Genomic DNA, 13,543 nt, shown 5'->3' on the forward strand with positions numbered 1-13,543 from the left:
GAAGTCGGATTGGGCTCGTGATTCTGCTCGCCCTGTCGAGCGCCGCCTGCAGCGCAGGCTTCGGACAGCGCCCGGTGAAATCGGACGCCGAGCTCGGCCGGGTCATCGTCTACCGCAGCGGAGTCGCCTACTTCGAGCGCCACGCGCGAGTGGTGGACGGCAAGCTCGTGCTGAGCGTGCCCGCGGAGCGCGTGGACGACTTCCTGAAGTCCCTGACCATCCGCGACGCGAAGAGCGGCAAATCGCTGCCGGTCTCCTTTCCGACCCGGGTCGTACACGGCGACATGGTGGAGCTCGGCATCGAGCTGCCGAAGGAAGCGTCGCGCGACATCGCCATCACCTACGTGACCGAGAGCCCGGCCTGGAAGCCGAGCTACCGCGTGGAGCTCGGGAAAGACGGGCGTGCTCGGCTCGAGGCCTGGGCCGTGGTCGACAACGTCTCCGGCGAAGACTGGGAGAAGGTGACCGTCGGGGTGGGCAGCACCTCGGCGCTGTCGTTCAAGTACGATCTGCACAGCGTGCGCTTCGTGGAGCGCGAGACGCTCAACGAGGGGCCCGCGGTGGCGCTGGCGCCGCCCACCGGCGGCTCGCCGTACGCCGTCGCCGGCGGAGAGGTTGCCGTCGTCGGCAACATCGCCTTGGACGAGGTCGAGCGGCTGGGCAAGCGGGGCGGCGCAGAGGCCAAGCCCGACGCCGACACGCTGGCGGCAGGGGGCTTCGGTCCCGCCGGCGGCAGCGGCGGCGGCAAGGGGAAGAAGCCCATGGCCAGGGCGCGGAGGCTCGGCTCCGAGCACGCGCAAGACGACAAGGTCGCCGGTCTCGCGCTGAAGCTCCGCTCCACCGGGCAGCACATCCGCATCGAGGGCTTCGCCAAGCCTGGCGAGCCAGATCTGAAGAACGCCTCCCTCGGCCGCGCCAACACCGTGAAGGACGCGCTGGTCCGGAACGGCGTTCCGGAGTCGCAGATCGAGGTCGTCGCGACCGGCAAGACCTCCGACCGCGACGGCGTGCGCCTGGTCACCGCGCAGGACAAGGCGAAGCCCGTGCAGGCGAAGGCTCCGGACCCGGCCGCCGCCCAGAGCGAGCCCATCGGCAGCGCGCTGTTCGTGGCGCCGACGCCCCTCAGCATCAAGAAGGACCGCTCGGCGCTGCTCAACATGCTCAGCGTCACCACCAAGGGCGAGCAGGTCTACTTCTACGACCCCGTCTCGTCGCGCGGCTCCAGGCGCTTCGCGTTCCGCGCCGTCCGGCTGGAGAACCCCAGCGAGCACACTCTCGAGTCCGGGCCGTTCACGGTCTACGCCGCGGGGCAGTTCCTGGGTGAAGGCCTGAGCGAGCCCATCCCACCCAAGAGCTCGGCCTTCATTCCCTTCGCGCTGGACAAGCAGCTCCTGGTCGAGCCGGTGGTGGACACCCGCGAGGAGATCGATCGCCTGGTCACCATCCAGCGCGGCATCGTGCGCACCGAGGCGCAGACCGTGCGCCGCACCAAGCTCGCGCTCGCCAACCGCGGCGACGCCCCGGCCAAGGTATGGGTGCGCCACTCCGTGCCCGAAGGCTGGAAGCTCCGGGACTCGAAGGTGAAGGTCGAGAAGCTCCGGGGCGCGCACCTGTTCCCCGTCACGGTGCCGGCGCGCGGCGCCCTGGAGCTCGAGATCGAAGAGAGCCAGCCCCTCGAGAAGAGCATCGACATCAACACCGACGCCGGGGTCGAGACCCTGGCGCTGTTCCTGAAGAAGTCCAAGCCCGTCGCGCCGGAGCTCCAGAAGCAGCTCGACGAGATCGTGCGCCTGCACAAGCACATGGTGGATACCCGAGAGCGCGTCTCGACCCTCGAGTCACAGATGACGACCTACCGAGAGCGCGTGGACGAGATCCACGCCCAGCTCGTCACGCTGCGCCGCGTGACCTCGGCGGACAAGCTGAGCCGGCACCTGGCCCAGAAGATGGAGGAGATCAGCAACCGCCTTCAGAGGGCGACCATCGAGGTCACCGACCTGAAGGGCCAGCTGATGACGGGCAAGGTCGCGCTCTCGGATCGCCTCGCGGAGCTGACGCTCAGCCCGGAGAAGCCGAACGCGGTGGCCGACAAGCGCTGAAGGCTCGGGCTCAGGGGCTGCACACGCCGAGCCAGCTGGGGCTCGAGTAGGCCTTGCAGGTCTGGCCGCTGGGACAGCCGCCGTTGCCGGGCGTGCCGCCCACGCTGCCGGCGTCCGGCGCGCCGGTCGCGGACGCCTTGCAGAGCCAGCGACACACGCCGCTGCCGCTGGAGAAGTCGCACTGCTGCGAGTCCTGGCAGTCGTTCAAGAACTGGCACGGCAAACCCAGCGTCGAGCCGGCGTCGGGTGCGTAGTTGGGGAAGCTGCACTTGAGCTTGCCGCCGGAGCCGACGTGACAGTCCGACTCCGGTCCGGGCGGACAGTCCTTGGCCCAGGGCGTACACGGCGCCGAGAACGTGCAGACCTGCACGAAGTCGGAGCTGCCGTAGCTGATCTTCATGTCGCAGGACCCGCTCGGGCCGCACAGCGTCGCCTCGAGCGACGCGCAGCACGGGCGCGTGCACTTGGAGAGCGCGCAGCTCAGCTTGGCCTGGCAGTCGCCGTGCGTGCTGCACGACTCGCCGAGCTTCTTCGTGCCGTTGCCCAGGCTGATGCAGGCGCTGACGTAGCTGCCGGCGTCGGTCTGCTGGATGCGGCAGGTCTGGCCGGCAGGGCAGTTCTGCGCCACCAGATCGCAGCTGCCCGTCACGTTGGTCGCCGTGCCCGGCGCGCAGCTGCCCCCCGCGTCGCCCGCGACTCCGCCGCTGCCGCTGGCCCCGCCGCTCGAGCTGCCGCCGGTGCTCGAGCCGCTGCTGCCGCCGCTCGGCCCGCCGCCGCTCCCGGCGGCGCCCCCCCCGCCCATGCCCGCGCTCGCGTCGGCGCCGGCGTCGCCGCACTGACAGGCCGCGTAGCCGCTGCCGTCGCCGCGGCAGACTTGGATGCCGCTGCCGCTCAAACACGCGCAGGCGATCTGGCGGCCGGGCTCGCACACGTTCTTGGCGTCGTCCTCGGACGAGCAGTGAAGGATCCCTGCGGCGAGCCCCGCGAGCACGAGCGCGAACCGAAAGCGTCTCACGCCTCGAGAGTAGATCGTATCGGGGGCGCTGCCTACTCACCGGGGCTTCAGCTTCTCGCGCAGCGTCTTTCGGTCGATGCCGAGGATGCGGGCGGCGGCGCTGCGATTGCCGCCGACGCTGTCGAGCACGCTCTGGATGTGGTCGCGCTCCACTGCCTCCAGGGCTCGAGGGCGGCGCTCGCTGGGAGGGACCAGGTAGCGCATGCTCGGCGGAAGATCGACGATGTCGATGCGATCCCGCTCGCCCATCACCACCAGGCGGTGCATCAGGTTCTCGAGCTCGCGCACGTTGCCCGGCCAGGAGTGCGTCTCCAGAGCGCGGAGCGCCTCTTCCGAGAGCTCCGGCGGCGGGCGGTCCTGCTCGTCCGCAAAGCGCGCGACGAAGTGCCGCGCCAACAAGATCAGATCGTCACCACGCTCTCTGAGCGGGGGCACCTGGATCGCCACCACGGCGAGCCGGTAGTAGAGGTCTTCGCGGAACGAGCCGTCGGCGATCATCGCGCTCAAGTCCCGGCTGGTGGCGGCGACGATGCGCACGTCCACCTTGCGCGGGCGGGTGGCGCCGAGCATGTAGACCTGGCGGTCTTGCAGCACCCTGAGGAGCTTCACCTGGAGCTTCGGGCTGAGCTCGCTCACCTCGTCCAAGAACAGCGTGCCCCCGTCCGCCGCCTGAAAGAACCCGGGCTGCTCGTTGTTGGCGCCGGTGAACGCGCCGCGCGCGTGGCCGAAGAGCTCGCTCTCGAACAGCTCCTGCGGGATGGCGCCACAGTTGACGGGGACCAAGGGCGCTTGCCGCCGCGGGCTCTCGGCGTGGATGGCGCGCGCCACGAGCTCTTTGCCGACGCCGCTCTCGCCGGTCAGGAGCACGCCGGCACTGCTGGCGGCGACCTTGGAGATCGCCGCGAACACCTGGCGCATGGGCCGGGAGACGCCGATCATGCCGTGGCGGGCGACGTTGGCGGCCTCCGCCTCGTCCAGGCCGATCAGCCTGCGCCTGAGGCTGCGCAGGGCCCGCTGCGCTGCCTGGAGCAACTCCGCCTCGGAATAAGGCTTGCTGACGTACTCGTCGGCTCCGAGCTTCACGGCCGACACGGCGTCGTGGACGTCGGGGAAGCCGGTGAGCACCACGACCGCGGTCGCGGCGAAGTTCTCGTGGACGTAGCGCACCAGCTCGAGCCCGCTGGCGTTCGGCATGCGCATGTCGGTGACGACCAAGTCGAACCCGCCCTTGCCGAGGAGCTCGACCGCCGCTTCGACGCTCGCGGCCAGCTGCACCCGGTGCCCGTGCGCGGCGAGGTGCCGGCGCGCGAGCTCCCGCGAGTCTTCGCTGTCGTCGACTACGAGGATCGAGGCGTCAACCGCCGCGTCCACCATTGCCCTCCCCCTGTTTCGCCGCGCGGCCGGGCGGCTCGAGGGGGAGGCGTACGTCGATGCTCGTGCCCTCGCCGAGCGTGCTCCTGACGTCGATGCTTCCCCCGTGCAGGCCCACGATGTCGTGGACGACAGCCATGCCGAGCCCCATGCCGCCGCGCGCAGTCCGAGTGGTGAAGAACGGCTCGAACATCCGCGAGCGCGTCTCGTCGCTCATGCCCACACCGCAGTCCTCGACGCGGATCGAGAGCCCGTCCGGCAGCGCGCGGGTCTTCACGCAAAGCTCGCCGCCGTTCGGCATCGCCTGAATGGCGTTGCGCACCAGGTTGACCACCACCTGGCAGATCTGGGTCCGGTCGCCGACGATGCTGGGCGCCGCTGGGTCGAGCTCGCGGACGATGCGCACTTTCGTCGTCTTGCAGCGTTGCTCCACGAACGAGAGGGCGTCCTCCACGACCTGGTTCGGCGCCACCTCTTGCCAGCCGGATGGGGACTGGCGTGCCAAGAGCATCAGCCGGCGGACGATCTCCCGCGCGTGATTCGACGCGGACTCGATGCGTTCGAGGTCCTTCTGCGCCTGCTCCGACAGGCTCGGGTCCTTGTGCAGGAGCTCGGCGAAGCCGACGATGGCCGTGAGCGGCTCTACCAGCTCGTGGCCCAGCCCTGACGCCAGCGTGCCGACCGTCGCCAGGCGATCGGCGTGACGCATGTGGCGCTCGGAGCCCTCGATTTCGGCTCGCAGCTGGGCGCGACACAGGAGGTTCTCGACCTGTCGAGCCACGCCGCCGAGCAAGCGCGACATGGACGCGAGCAGCTCGTCGTCGGCCGCGCGCGTCACACCCTCGGCGAGCGCGAGCTCGATGACTCCGCGCTCCGCGCCGTGCGCCAGGATCGGACGGCTCACGCTGGAAGCGCCCGCCGGCGCGACCTCGGCACCATGTGTCTCGCCGTCCACGACGATGCGCACGCTCACCCGCGCGGGCTCCGGACAGCCGCCGGGGAGCGCTTGTGCGATGCTGTCCAGCGTCTCCGGGACGCTCGCGTCGGGTACGCTCACGAGGCGCGCGATCTGGTAGAGCGTGGCGAGCTCGCGGCCCCGCACCAACAGCTTGCGCTGCGCGGCTTGGTGCTCGATGGCGACGCCGAGCAGGTCGCTCAAGCTCGCGTAGAGCTCGGCTTGCTCGGCGCTGAACCACTCGTGGCGACAGGTCCTGAGCATGACCAGCCCGTCGGAGGCGGCGCCGACCATGAACGGGGAAAGGACGCTGGAGTCCGTAGGTTGCCCGGCTTCGTTCTCCGGGGCGAGGCGAACGCCGCTCGGCCTACCGCGGACGACCTGAGTCGGGCCCGAGTGCATGGCCGGGCGCACGCACGCGAGCCCGCCTTCGCCCAGCGCGCGACACGGCACGCCGTCGTCGGCGTTGCAGCAGTCCCAGGCGACCTGCGTGGCACCCTGCTTGCGCACGGCGCCGACGCAGAAGTAGCGATTGCGCTCGTGCAAGCAGACGTCGACCGCGTCGGCCTGGCTGAAGTCCATCAGCGCCTCGCTCACCAGTCCCAGGAACTCCATGCGCGGGGCGTCGAGCGCTGAGAGCTGAAGCAGCGCCCTCGATAGATCGGCCAAATTCGCCCGCGATCCCACCTCGCCCCTCACGATGTCCATTGATAGCACACTGAGTGGGGCGGATCTCCTCAGCGGGGAGAAATCACTCGCTCGCGCTCGTGCGTCGAGCAGCGACTGCGCGCGTTCGCGGGCTGCAAAGCGTGACGCGCTGCTCCGCTCGTCCTGGCACATGACGTGCACCGCGGTGGGCAGAACTGGAGGGAGAAAATGGAGGTGTGGATCTACATGGCCCTCGCGGCCGCAGCGACCGTCGTGCCGGCGGTCGGTCTCTCGCTCGCTTGTCGCGCTCAGCTCGATCGCTCCGACGACGAACGCCAGCCACGGTGGGTGCGCGCAAAATCCGCGCTCGTCGCGGCGGTCGGGGGCGCTGCTGCGGTGGTGCAGATCGGCGATCGGCGCGAGCGGCAGAGGCTCGAGCCTGCCGCTGAGCCGCTGCCGGAGAGCAAGTAATGTCGGAGATGTCCAGGGCGCTCCGGGGCATGATGGCCCGCGAGTACGAGCAGAGCGCCGGGGCGGAACAGCTGGAAGCCGGCTCGCGCATCGCCCCGGCGGCCTCCGCGGCGGATCACGTTCGGCTCGGGCTGGTGCAGCTGCTCCTGCCCGAGCTGGTGGCCGCCGTCGAGAAGGTCATCGTGCAATCTACGGACAACGCCTCCGCCCGCGGCATGGCGGGTGGGCTGCTCAGCTACGTCTGCAACCCGCTCGACATCATCGGAGACGACCTACCCCTGGGCAGGGTGGACGACGCGCTGATCTGCGCGTTGGGGCTCGAGCGCCTGCGCTCACTGCACCGCGTCGAGCTCGAGCCGCGCACCGAGGCGGTGTGCCGGGTAACCGCCGACTGCCTCGGCTACCTGAGCACGGATCTTCAGCACAGCATCGAGGACTTCGTCTCGGAGATCGAGCGCTCCACGCGGGCCAAGGCAGCCAAGGAGTGAGCATGCCAGGTGGGCTCTCGGACTTCGTCGCGGCGCTGAAGGAGGTCCCCAAGGGCGGGCGTGGCTACCGCACTTGGGTACTGTTCCTGCTTCTGGTGATCGGCCTCGGAGTCTGGGCCTACGTGATCCAGCTCAGAGAAGGGTTGGTCGTCACCAACATGCGCAACCAGGTGGCCTGGGGATTCTACATCTCCAACTTCACCTTCCTGGTCGGCGTGGCAGCGGCCGCGGTGCTCCTGGTGATCCCGGCTTACGTCTACAACTTCAAGCCCATCAAGGAGATCGCGTTCCTGGGCGAGATGATGGCGATCACGGCCATCGTGATGTGCATCCTGTTCGTCACCGTCGACGTCGGCAGCCCGCAGAACCTGTGGCACCTGATGCCCGGCGTCGGCCGGCCGAACTTCCCCGTGTCGCTCCTGACCTGGGACATCCTGGTCTTGAACGGCTACCTGGTCATCAACGCCAGCGTGTTCTTCTTCATCCTGTACAAGGTCGCTCACGGCAAGAAATACACGGCCATCCTACCGCTCATCCTGCTGAGCATTCCCTGGGCCGTCGGTATCCACACCGTCACCGCGTTCCTCTACAACGGGCTGGTCGCGCGGCCGTTCTGGAACGCGTCCATCCTGGCGCCGCGGTTCTTGGCCTCTGCGTTCTGTTCGGGGCCGGCGCTGATGATCCTGGTGCTTCAGGTGGTCGGGAAGCAGTTCCGCATCGCCATGGACGAGCGGGCCCTGTTCAAGATCGCCGAGCTCGTCTCCTACGCGCTCGCCTTCAACCTGTTCCTGTTCGGGGCCGAGGCGTTCAAGGAGTTCTACAGCCAGAGCCACCACATGGCGCCGATGCAGTACTTGTATTTCGGGCTGCACGGGCACGCCGCGCTGGTCCCACTGATGTGGACGGCACTGGCGTTGAACTGCACGGCCTTCGTGCTGTTCGTGGTGCGGAAGACCCGCGAGAAGAAGCGCTTCTTGAACCTCGGTTGCGTGCTGATCCTGATCGGCGTCTACATCGAGAAGGGCCTCGGGTTGGTCGTGCCGGGCTTCACGCCGGACGCCCTGGGCGAGATCTACGAGTACGTGCCGTCGCAGATCGAGCTGGCCATCGCCGCCGGGATCTGGGCCTCGGGCGCCCTGGTCTACACGCTCCTGGCGAAGTTCAGCATCCCGGTGTTCATCAAGGCCGGTCAATTCGTCCAGCTCGAGGAGTCATGACGTCGCTTCGCGCTCGGATCCCGCTCTTGGTCGCGCTGGGCGCCTGCGCCTGCCACGCACCGGAGCGACACCGCGTGGACGTCGAGAGCCCGCCGGCGGACCCGGAGTCCGTGAGCGTCGAGGCCCGGACGCGCTACCTGGTCACCTACCCGTGCTCGGAGAAGTGCCACTCGAAGCGGCAGACCAATTCGCAGCAGCGGCTCCTGGTGGAGTTCCACAGTCAGCGCAACAAGGAGCTGCACCACGGCGACTCCAAGGCGTGGTGCTACCAGTGCCACTCCGAGACCAACATCGACCGGCTGGTCATCGCCAACGGCTCGCTGGTGACCTTCGACGAGGCGCACCTTCTGTGCGGGTCTTGCCACGGCGACAAGCTCCGCGACTGGAAGCTCTCCGTCCACGGCAAGACGATGGGGCACTGGCGGGGGACGCAGGTGAAGCGGTCGTGCACCGCCTGCCACAATCCTCACAACCCGCCGTTCGCCAAGCTGGAGCCCGAAGGTCCCCCGGTGCCTCCGCAGAAAGCAGGGAGGTTGTGATGGCTTCTTGCGGCAAGACGTGTGGAGCGGCCCCGAGCGCGGCTGAGCGCGGAGAGAAGCTGGTAGAGCTCCGGCTGGGCCGGGAGGGGTCGCGCCGGGAGTTCCTGGCGAAGGGCGCGCTGGCGGTGGCCGCCGCGGCGACGAGCTCCGCCTGCGACCAGACAGCCAAGTTCCACGCCCACTACAAGGAGCTCAGCGAAGAGGACAAGAAGCAGCTCTTCGCGCGCCTGGAAGCCGAGGTCCTGAAGCGCAGCGGCGTGAAGGTCAAGATCTCCGACCCAAAGCCCATGGATGGCGTCGAGTTCGCGTACGCCCTGGACCTCTCGCTGTGCAACGGCAACCGCCGCTGCGCGGAGGCCTGCGCGCGCGAGAACAACCTGCCGGACGAGCCGAAGTTCCGCTACATCCAGGTTGTCGAGATGGACCGCGGCACGGTCGATTTCGAGGGCGGCAACCACTACTACGAGCACGAGCAAGTGCCGGTGAAAGGCAAGGTGTACTTCCCGGTGCAGTGCCAGCACTGCGAGAACCCGCCGTGCTGCAAGGTCTGTCCGGTGGGCGCCACCTGGAAAGAGCCCGACGGGCTGGTGGTCGTGGATTACGACTGGTGCATCGGCTGCCGCTATTGCATCGCGGCGTGCCCCTACTTCGGGCGCCGCTTCAACTTCGCGGAGCCGACCATCAGACCGAGCCGCATCAACCCGGATCAAGGCTACCTCTCCAATCGTCTGCGCCCCGTGGGCGTGGTGGAGAAGTGCACGTATTGCCTGCACCGGACCCGAGTCGGGCGCTACCCAGCCTGCCTCGAGGCCTGCCCCACGGGCGCGCGGAAGTTCGGCAATCTCCTCGACCCGAACGGCGAGGTGCGCACCATCCTCGAGCGCAAGCGGGTGTTCGTGCTCAAGGAGGAGCTCGGGACATTGCCCCGCTTCTTCTACTTCTACGGCTGAGCCGGATCGCCTCCACCGCACGTGGCAGGCGTGCCCAGGCCTTCGACTATGGCTGAGCCGCCGCGGCCGAGCTCGACGGGCTGGGGAGTCCTGCCCCAGTGGGCAGATCTCCCCAGCTCCCGCCGCCGGGCAGCGGCTCCAGGGCCGACGCGCCGCGCACCGGCGCGTCGATGCGGATGGGGCAGTCGCGGGCGACGAAGTTGCCGGCTACGCAGCTGTCGGCGCCATCGCCGAAGCACACCGAGAGGTCGCCCTCGAGCTTGCGGTCCACGCGGGGGGCCTTCAGCGCCAGGATCGCCGAGGAGTTGCCGTTGCCGATCCAGTGACGACCGTCGTAGCGCTCGTAATGGACCTGCCAGGGGCCCGCCTCGTTCGGGCCGACTCGCACGGTCTCCGCTGGCGGCACCCCGACGCCAGTCCAGCGCAGCCAGACGCTGGTCGCGTGCGTGGGTCCGAGATCCGCACAGCCATCGCGGGTGTCTGCGTCGGTGAGGATGATGTCCGTCTGCTCGTGGCCAGGCCGAATGTCCATCGAGAAGCGTGCGCCCTTCAGCACGAACGGCTTGCCGGCGATCTTGCCGGCGACGGGGCCCGCCGGGATCGCGTCCACCGAGGTCGGCGCGGCCCGAGGCTCGCCGACGGGTCCCGACTCGGGCGCTCGCCCGCACCCCACGCAGAGGGCGCCGGCGATCGAGAGAGGAAACAGCAGCTTGGGGAGACGGGGGAGAGCGCGGGCGTGGGACACGCGGCAGAAGCCTGCAACCCCCGTGCCGAGATGCTCGCTCAGCGCTGCTCCCGGTAGCCGCACTCCGAGCACGACAGCGGGCGCAGCAGCGCGACCAGGGTAGTCACCACGGACTTCTCTCCGCCGCCACCCACGGCCCCGCGCGCGACATTCGCTCCGCAGCGCGGGCAGCGGAGCAGCCAGACCGAGAGCCCGAAGGCGAGGGTGCCGAGCACCATCAGCCCGGCGACCAGGTAGGCCGTGCGCGGCACTCCGTCGAGCTCGCCGTCGTCGCTCGTGCCGAACAGCGCCAGGAAGCCGAGCAAGCAGGCGATTAGCACGCCTGCGCTGAGCCAGCGTCGCGCGCGCAGGCTGGCCACGCCCCTCACATCCCCGGCCAGCGGAACTGCACCACCGAGAAGTACGAGAACGCCAGGTGCGAGACGATTACCGGCGGCAAACGCCTGGTCATCTTGGCGGTGAACGTCCAGACCAGCCCGGCGCCGAGGGCCGCGATGAGCAAGAGGGGGTTCGGCCCGGCGACGGGATCGCCGAGCGTGAATACGGTGGGCAGGTGCGCGAGGGCATAGGCCAGCGCGGCGACGAGCCAGCCGCTTCGGGGGCCGAAGCGTTCTTCTGCGGCGGGGAGCACGAAGCCGCGCCAGGTGAGCTCCTCGCACAGGGCGATGCCGAGCAGCACCAGCGTCAGCACGAGCGAGCGCTGCACGGTGTCGGCGTCGCCGACCTGCGCGTAGACCCGCAGGAACCACAGGTGACGCGGCGTGCCCGTCGGAACCAGCACGCTGCGGGCCGCCCACGATCCAGCGAGCAGGACCGCCGCGGTGACGAAGCCGATGCTGAAGTCACCCCAGCGGGGCCGCAGCACGTCGAGCAGGGTCCCGTCGTCCCAGAGCTTGTAGAGCGCAAAGGCGGCGAGGGCCGCGTAGGGCAGGCCGAGGCCGGCCCAGAACTTCCAGCTGCCGGCGACGTCGAGCCGGAACGCGAAGGCGTTCGCCAAGGCCACGGCCAGCACCACCAGCAGGATGGGACGCATCAGCGCTGCTCTTCCAGCCTGCGCGCCAGAAAGTCGAGGATCTGGTCGGCCAACTCCAGCTTGCTGCTGCGCGGCAGCGGCTCGACCCGGTCCTGGGTGACCAGGCTCACGCGGTTGTCGTCCTTGCCGAACGAGTCGTCCGCGTGGTTCGCGACCACCACGTCCACCTTCTTCGAGCCGAGCTTGGCGCGCGCGTAGGCCACGACCTTGTCGTTCTTGTCCGCCTCCACTGCGAAGCCGACCAGCACCGGGCGACGGCCGGCGCGGGCGGCGCCGATCTCGGCGAGGATGTCCGGATTTTGCACCAGCTCGAGGCGCATCTGGTCGCCTTCGCGCTTGAGCTTGGTGGCGTGCGTCTCTGCGGGGCGGTAGTCCCCGACCGCAGCCGCCATGACCAGCGCGTCCGCGGCGCCGAGGTCCGGCCCCAGCGCCTGCCAGACCGCGCCACGCATGGCGACTGCGCTGCGCACATCGACGCGCGTGACTCCGTAGGGCGTCGGCAGCTGCGCCGGTCCGGTGATCAGGGTCACGCGCGCGCCGCGTGCGGCCGCCCGCTCGGCGACGGCGAAGCCCATCTTGCCGCTCGAGCGGTTGCTCAAGAAGCGCACCGGATCGATGTCCTCGATGGTCGGGCCCGCCGTGACCACGACGTGGCGCCCACGGAGGTCGTGCTCTGCGAGCTTGACCAGCACCGCGGCGAGGATCTCCTCCGGCTCCGACATGCGCCCGATCCCGTGCTCGCCCGAGGCGACCTCGCCGTAGACCGGGCCCACGCGTTCGACGCGGCCGTCGGCGGTGAGGAGCTCGACGTTGCGCTGCGTCGCGGGGTGCGCCCACATCGCCGGGTGCATCGCCGGCGCGACCAGGATCGGACAGGCAGCGCAGAGCGCGGTGGCCGTGATCAGGTCGTCGGCGCGCCCGCCGGCCAGTCGGGCCAAGAGGTCCGCGGTGGCGGGAATCACCAGCAAGAGGTCGGTCTTGCTCGCGAGGTCCACGTGGAGCTCCCCGGCGACGGCCGGATCGAACATGTCGGTGAGCACCGGCTTGCCGGTGATTCCGGCGAAGGTCGCCGCCCCGACGAACTGACTCGCCGCGCGCGTGAACAGGGTTTGAACCTGGGCTCCCTCGGTGACCAGCAGGCGCGCGAGGAGCACGGCCTTGTAGGCCGCGATGCTCCCCGACACCGCCAGCGTGATGCGCTTGTCCCGGAGCCGCCCGCGGCGGCGCTCGAGCGGCGCCGGCGGCTGGGACCGAGGTGCCGGCCGCTGGGAAGGGGAGCGAACGGTCATTTGTCGCGCAGCCTACCCTCGGGCGCTCGGGAGACGTAGCGGTTTCCAGCTTCACAGAAGCGCCAGGGACGCTCCGCCCAGGCGCCGGCGTAGTCGATGCCGACGCGGCGCGCGCGCACGACGCGCGTCTTCGGGGCGTCCGCGAGGTAGAGCGCGCCGCCGCCGGCGAGGTCGAAGCGGTCGTAGCGACGGTCGATGCCGAAGGCCACGCAGAGCTTCCCGGGCCCGTTGGTCAGCTCCCGCCGATCGGCGCTCATGCCGCGGCGCCGGGCCATTAGCTCGGTGCCCTCGACCGGCTCGACGGCGCGGATCAGGACGGCGTGAGGCTCGCCCGGGGCGCCGGTGACCAGGTTCAGGTGCCAATGCTGACCGTAGACGAAGAACACGTAGGCGTGCCCGGCCTCGCCCCACATGGCTTCGTTGCGAGGGGTGCGCCGGCCGCGGGCGCTGTGGGCCGCCAGGTCCTCGGGGCCCCGGTAGGCCTCCGCCTCCACGATGCGCCCGACGAGCACCCGCCCCCCGAGGTCGTGAACCAAGAGCTTGCCGACGCAATCCCGAGCTACCCGCAGCACCGGCCTGGCGTAGAATTCGCGAGCAAGCCTGCGGCGTTCGCTGCCCTCGTCGTGCGATCGGCGCAGCGCGTCGGAGTGCGTGTGGGTGGTACGCCCCGGCATTTTCGCCCCGTGATTACCAGAGGGTAGCCGCGTCTGATAGGCTTCGAAG

14 protein-coding genes are annotated in these 13,543 nt (G+C 69.7%); 6 read left to right on the plus strand and 8 right to left on the minus strand.

The window, feature by feature from the left end; genetic code table 11:
* Nucleotides 1-17 precede the first annotated feature (17 nt).
* Entirely contained in the window at nt 18-2,099 is a 2,082-nt protein-coding gene (locus tag HS104_04885; GenBank protein ID MBE7479314.1) for a DUF4139 domain-containing protein, read from the plus strand.
* Between the two features lie 10 nt (nt 2,100-2,109).
* Here the strand turns inward: HS104_04885 and HS104_04890 are convergent, their stop codons facing one another.
* From HS104_04890 to HS104_04900, 3 genes are read right to left on the minus strand one after another with little or no spacing between them, the layout of a single operon-like run.
* Nucleotides 2,110-3,114 (minus strand): hypothetical protein, encoded by a 1,005-nt coding sequence (locus HS104_04890; protein ID MBE7479315.1) that lies wholly within the window; start codon nt 3,112-3,114, stop codon nt 2,110-2,112.
* Nucleotides 3,115-3,150: 36 nt separating this feature from the next.
* A complete protein-coding gene (locus HS104_04895) occupies nt 3,151-4,488 on the minus strand; it encodes a sigma-54-dependent Fis family transcriptional regulator (GenBank protein ID MBE7479316.1) in 1,338 nt (445 codons plus the stop codon).
* Nucleotides 4,469-6,139: a hypothetical protein gene (locus tag HS104_04900; GenBank protein MBE7479317.1), complete on the minus strand. Its 1,671-nt coding sequence runs from the start codon at nt 6,137-6,139 to the stop codon at nt 4,469-4,471. Before HS104_04900 ends, HS104_04895 begins: the two co-directional genes overlap by 20 nt.
* A 177-nt stretch (nt 6,140-6,316) precedes the next feature.
* Here HS104_04900 and HS104_04905 point away from each other — a divergent pair, with 177 nt between their 5' ends.
* From HS104_04905 to HS104_04925, 5 genes are read left to right on the plus strand one after another with little or no spacing between them, the layout of a single operon-like run.
* A complete protein-coding gene (locus HS104_04905; GenBank protein MBE7479318.1) occupies nt 6,317-6,559 on the plus strand; it encodes a hypothetical protein in 243 nt (80 codons plus the stop codon).
* An 8-nt stretch (nt 6,560-6,567) separates the two neighbouring features.
* The gene (locus HS104_04910; protein ID MBE7479319.1) at nt 6,568-7,047 is read left to right on the plus strand and encodes a DUF1232 domain-containing protein; all 480 of its coding nucleotides are present in this window, start codon (nt 6,568-6,570) and stop codon (nt 7,045-7,047) included.
* 2 nt (nt 7,048-7,049) lie between these two features.
* A complete protein-coding gene (gene nrfD, locus HS104_04915; protein ID MBE7479320.1) occupies nt 7,050-8,264 on the plus strand; it encodes a polysulfide reductase NrfD in 1,215 nt (404 codons plus the stop codon).
* The gene (locus HS104_04920) at nt 8,261-8,803 is read left to right on the plus strand and encodes a hypothetical protein (GenBank protein ID MBE7479321.1); all 543 of its coding nucleotides are present in this window, start codon (nt 8,261-8,263) and stop codon (nt 8,801-8,803) included. Before nrfD ends, HS104_04920 begins: the two co-directional genes overlap by 4 nt.
* Complete coding sequence (locus HS104_04925; protein ID MBE7479322.1) at nt 8,803-9,753, plus strand: 4Fe-4S dicluster domain-containing protein; 951 nt, start codon at nt 8,803-8,805, stop codon at nt 9,751-9,753. Before HS104_04920 ends, HS104_04925 begins: the two co-directional genes overlap by 1 nt.
* Nucleotides 9,754-9,799: 46 nt before the next feature.
* On the opposite strand, the gene HS104_04930 is transcribed toward HS104_04925, so the two are convergent.
* Genes HS104_04930 through HS104_04950 form a run of 5 tightly spaced genes read right to left on the minus strand, consistent with a single transcriptional unit; the run spans nt 9,800 to nt 13,494 of the window.
* Nucleotides 9,800-10,498, minus strand: coding sequence for a hypothetical protein (locus HS104_04930; GenBank protein MBE7479323.1), 699 nt, complete (start codon nt 10,496-10,498; stop codon nt 9,800-9,802).
* Nucleotides 10,499-10,536: 38 nt separating this feature from the next.
* Nucleotides 10,537-10,857: a hypothetical protein gene (locus HS104_04935; GenBank protein ID MBE7479324.1), complete on the minus strand. Its 321-nt coding sequence runs from the start codon at nt 10,855-10,857 to the stop codon at nt 10,537-10,539.
* A 5-nt stretch (nt 10,858-10,862) separates the two neighbouring features.
* Complete coding sequence (locus HS104_04940; protein MBE7479325.1) at nt 10,863-11,531, minus strand: CPBP family intramembrane metalloprotease; 669 nt, start codon at nt 11,529-11,531, stop codon at nt 10,863-10,865.
* Nucleotides 11,531-12,820: a bifunctional phosphopantothenoylcysteine decarboxylase/phosphopantothenate--cysteine ligase CoaBC gene (gene coaBC, locus HS104_04945; GenBank protein ID MBE7479326.1), complete on the minus strand. Its 1,290-nt coding sequence runs from the start codon at nt 12,818-12,820 to the stop codon at nt 11,531-11,533. Before coaBC ends, HS104_04940 begins: the two co-directional genes overlap by 1 nt.
* On the minus strand, nt 12,817-13,494 hold the full coding sequence (locus HS104_04950; GenBank protein ID MBE7479327.1) for a DNA-3-methyladenine glycosylase: 678 nt from the start codon (nt 13,492-13,494) through the stop codon (nt 12,817-12,819). The genes coaBC and HS104_04950 overlap by 4 nt, the downstream gene beginning before the upstream one ends.
* Nucleotides 13,495-13,543: the final 49 nt, after the last annotated feature.

The organism is Polyangiaceae bacterium, assembly GCA_015075635.1.
Taxonomy (GTDB): domain Bacteria; phylum Myxococcota_A; class Polyangia; order Polyangiales; family Polyangiaceae; genus JADJKB01.

Bases quoted from the DNA above. Each gene is read 5' to 3' on its own strand.
- HS104_04940 (MBE7479325.1), bottom strand. From the start codon at position 11,531: ATGCGTCCCATCCTGCTGGTGGTGCTGGCCGTGGCCTTGGCGAACGCC.
- nrfD (MBE7479320.1), top strand. From the start codon at position 7,050: ATGCCAGGTGGGCTCTCGGACTTCGTCGCGGCGCTGAAGGAGGTCCCC.
- HS104_04895 (MBE7479316.1), bottom strand. From the start codon at position 4,488: ATGGTGGACGCGGCGGTTGACGCCTCGATCCTCGTAGTCGACGACAGC.
- coaBC (MBE7479326.1), bottom strand. From the start codon at position 12,820: ATGACCGTTCGCTCCCCTTCCCAGCGGCCGGCACCTCGGTCCCAGCCG.
- HS104_04920 (MBE7479321.1), top strand. From the start codon at position 8,261: ATGACGTCGCTTCGCGCTCGGATCCCGCTCTTGGTCGCGCTGGGCGCC.
- HS104_04925 (MBE7479322.1), top strand. From the start codon at position 8,803: ATGGCTTCTTGCGGCAAGACGTGTGGAGCGGCCCCGAGCGCGGCTGAG.
- HS104_04910 (MBE7479319.1), top strand. From the start codon at position 6,568: ATGTCCAGGGCGCTCCGGGGCATGATGGCCCGCGAGTACGAGCAGAGC.
- HS104_04950 (MBE7479327.1), bottom strand. From the start codon at position 13,494: ATGCCGGGGCGTACCACCCACACGCACTCCGACGCGCTGCGCCGATCG.
- HS104_04905 (MBE7479318.1), top strand. From the start codon at position 6,317: ATGGAGGTGTGGATCTACATGGCCCTCGCGGCCGCAGCGACCGTCGTG.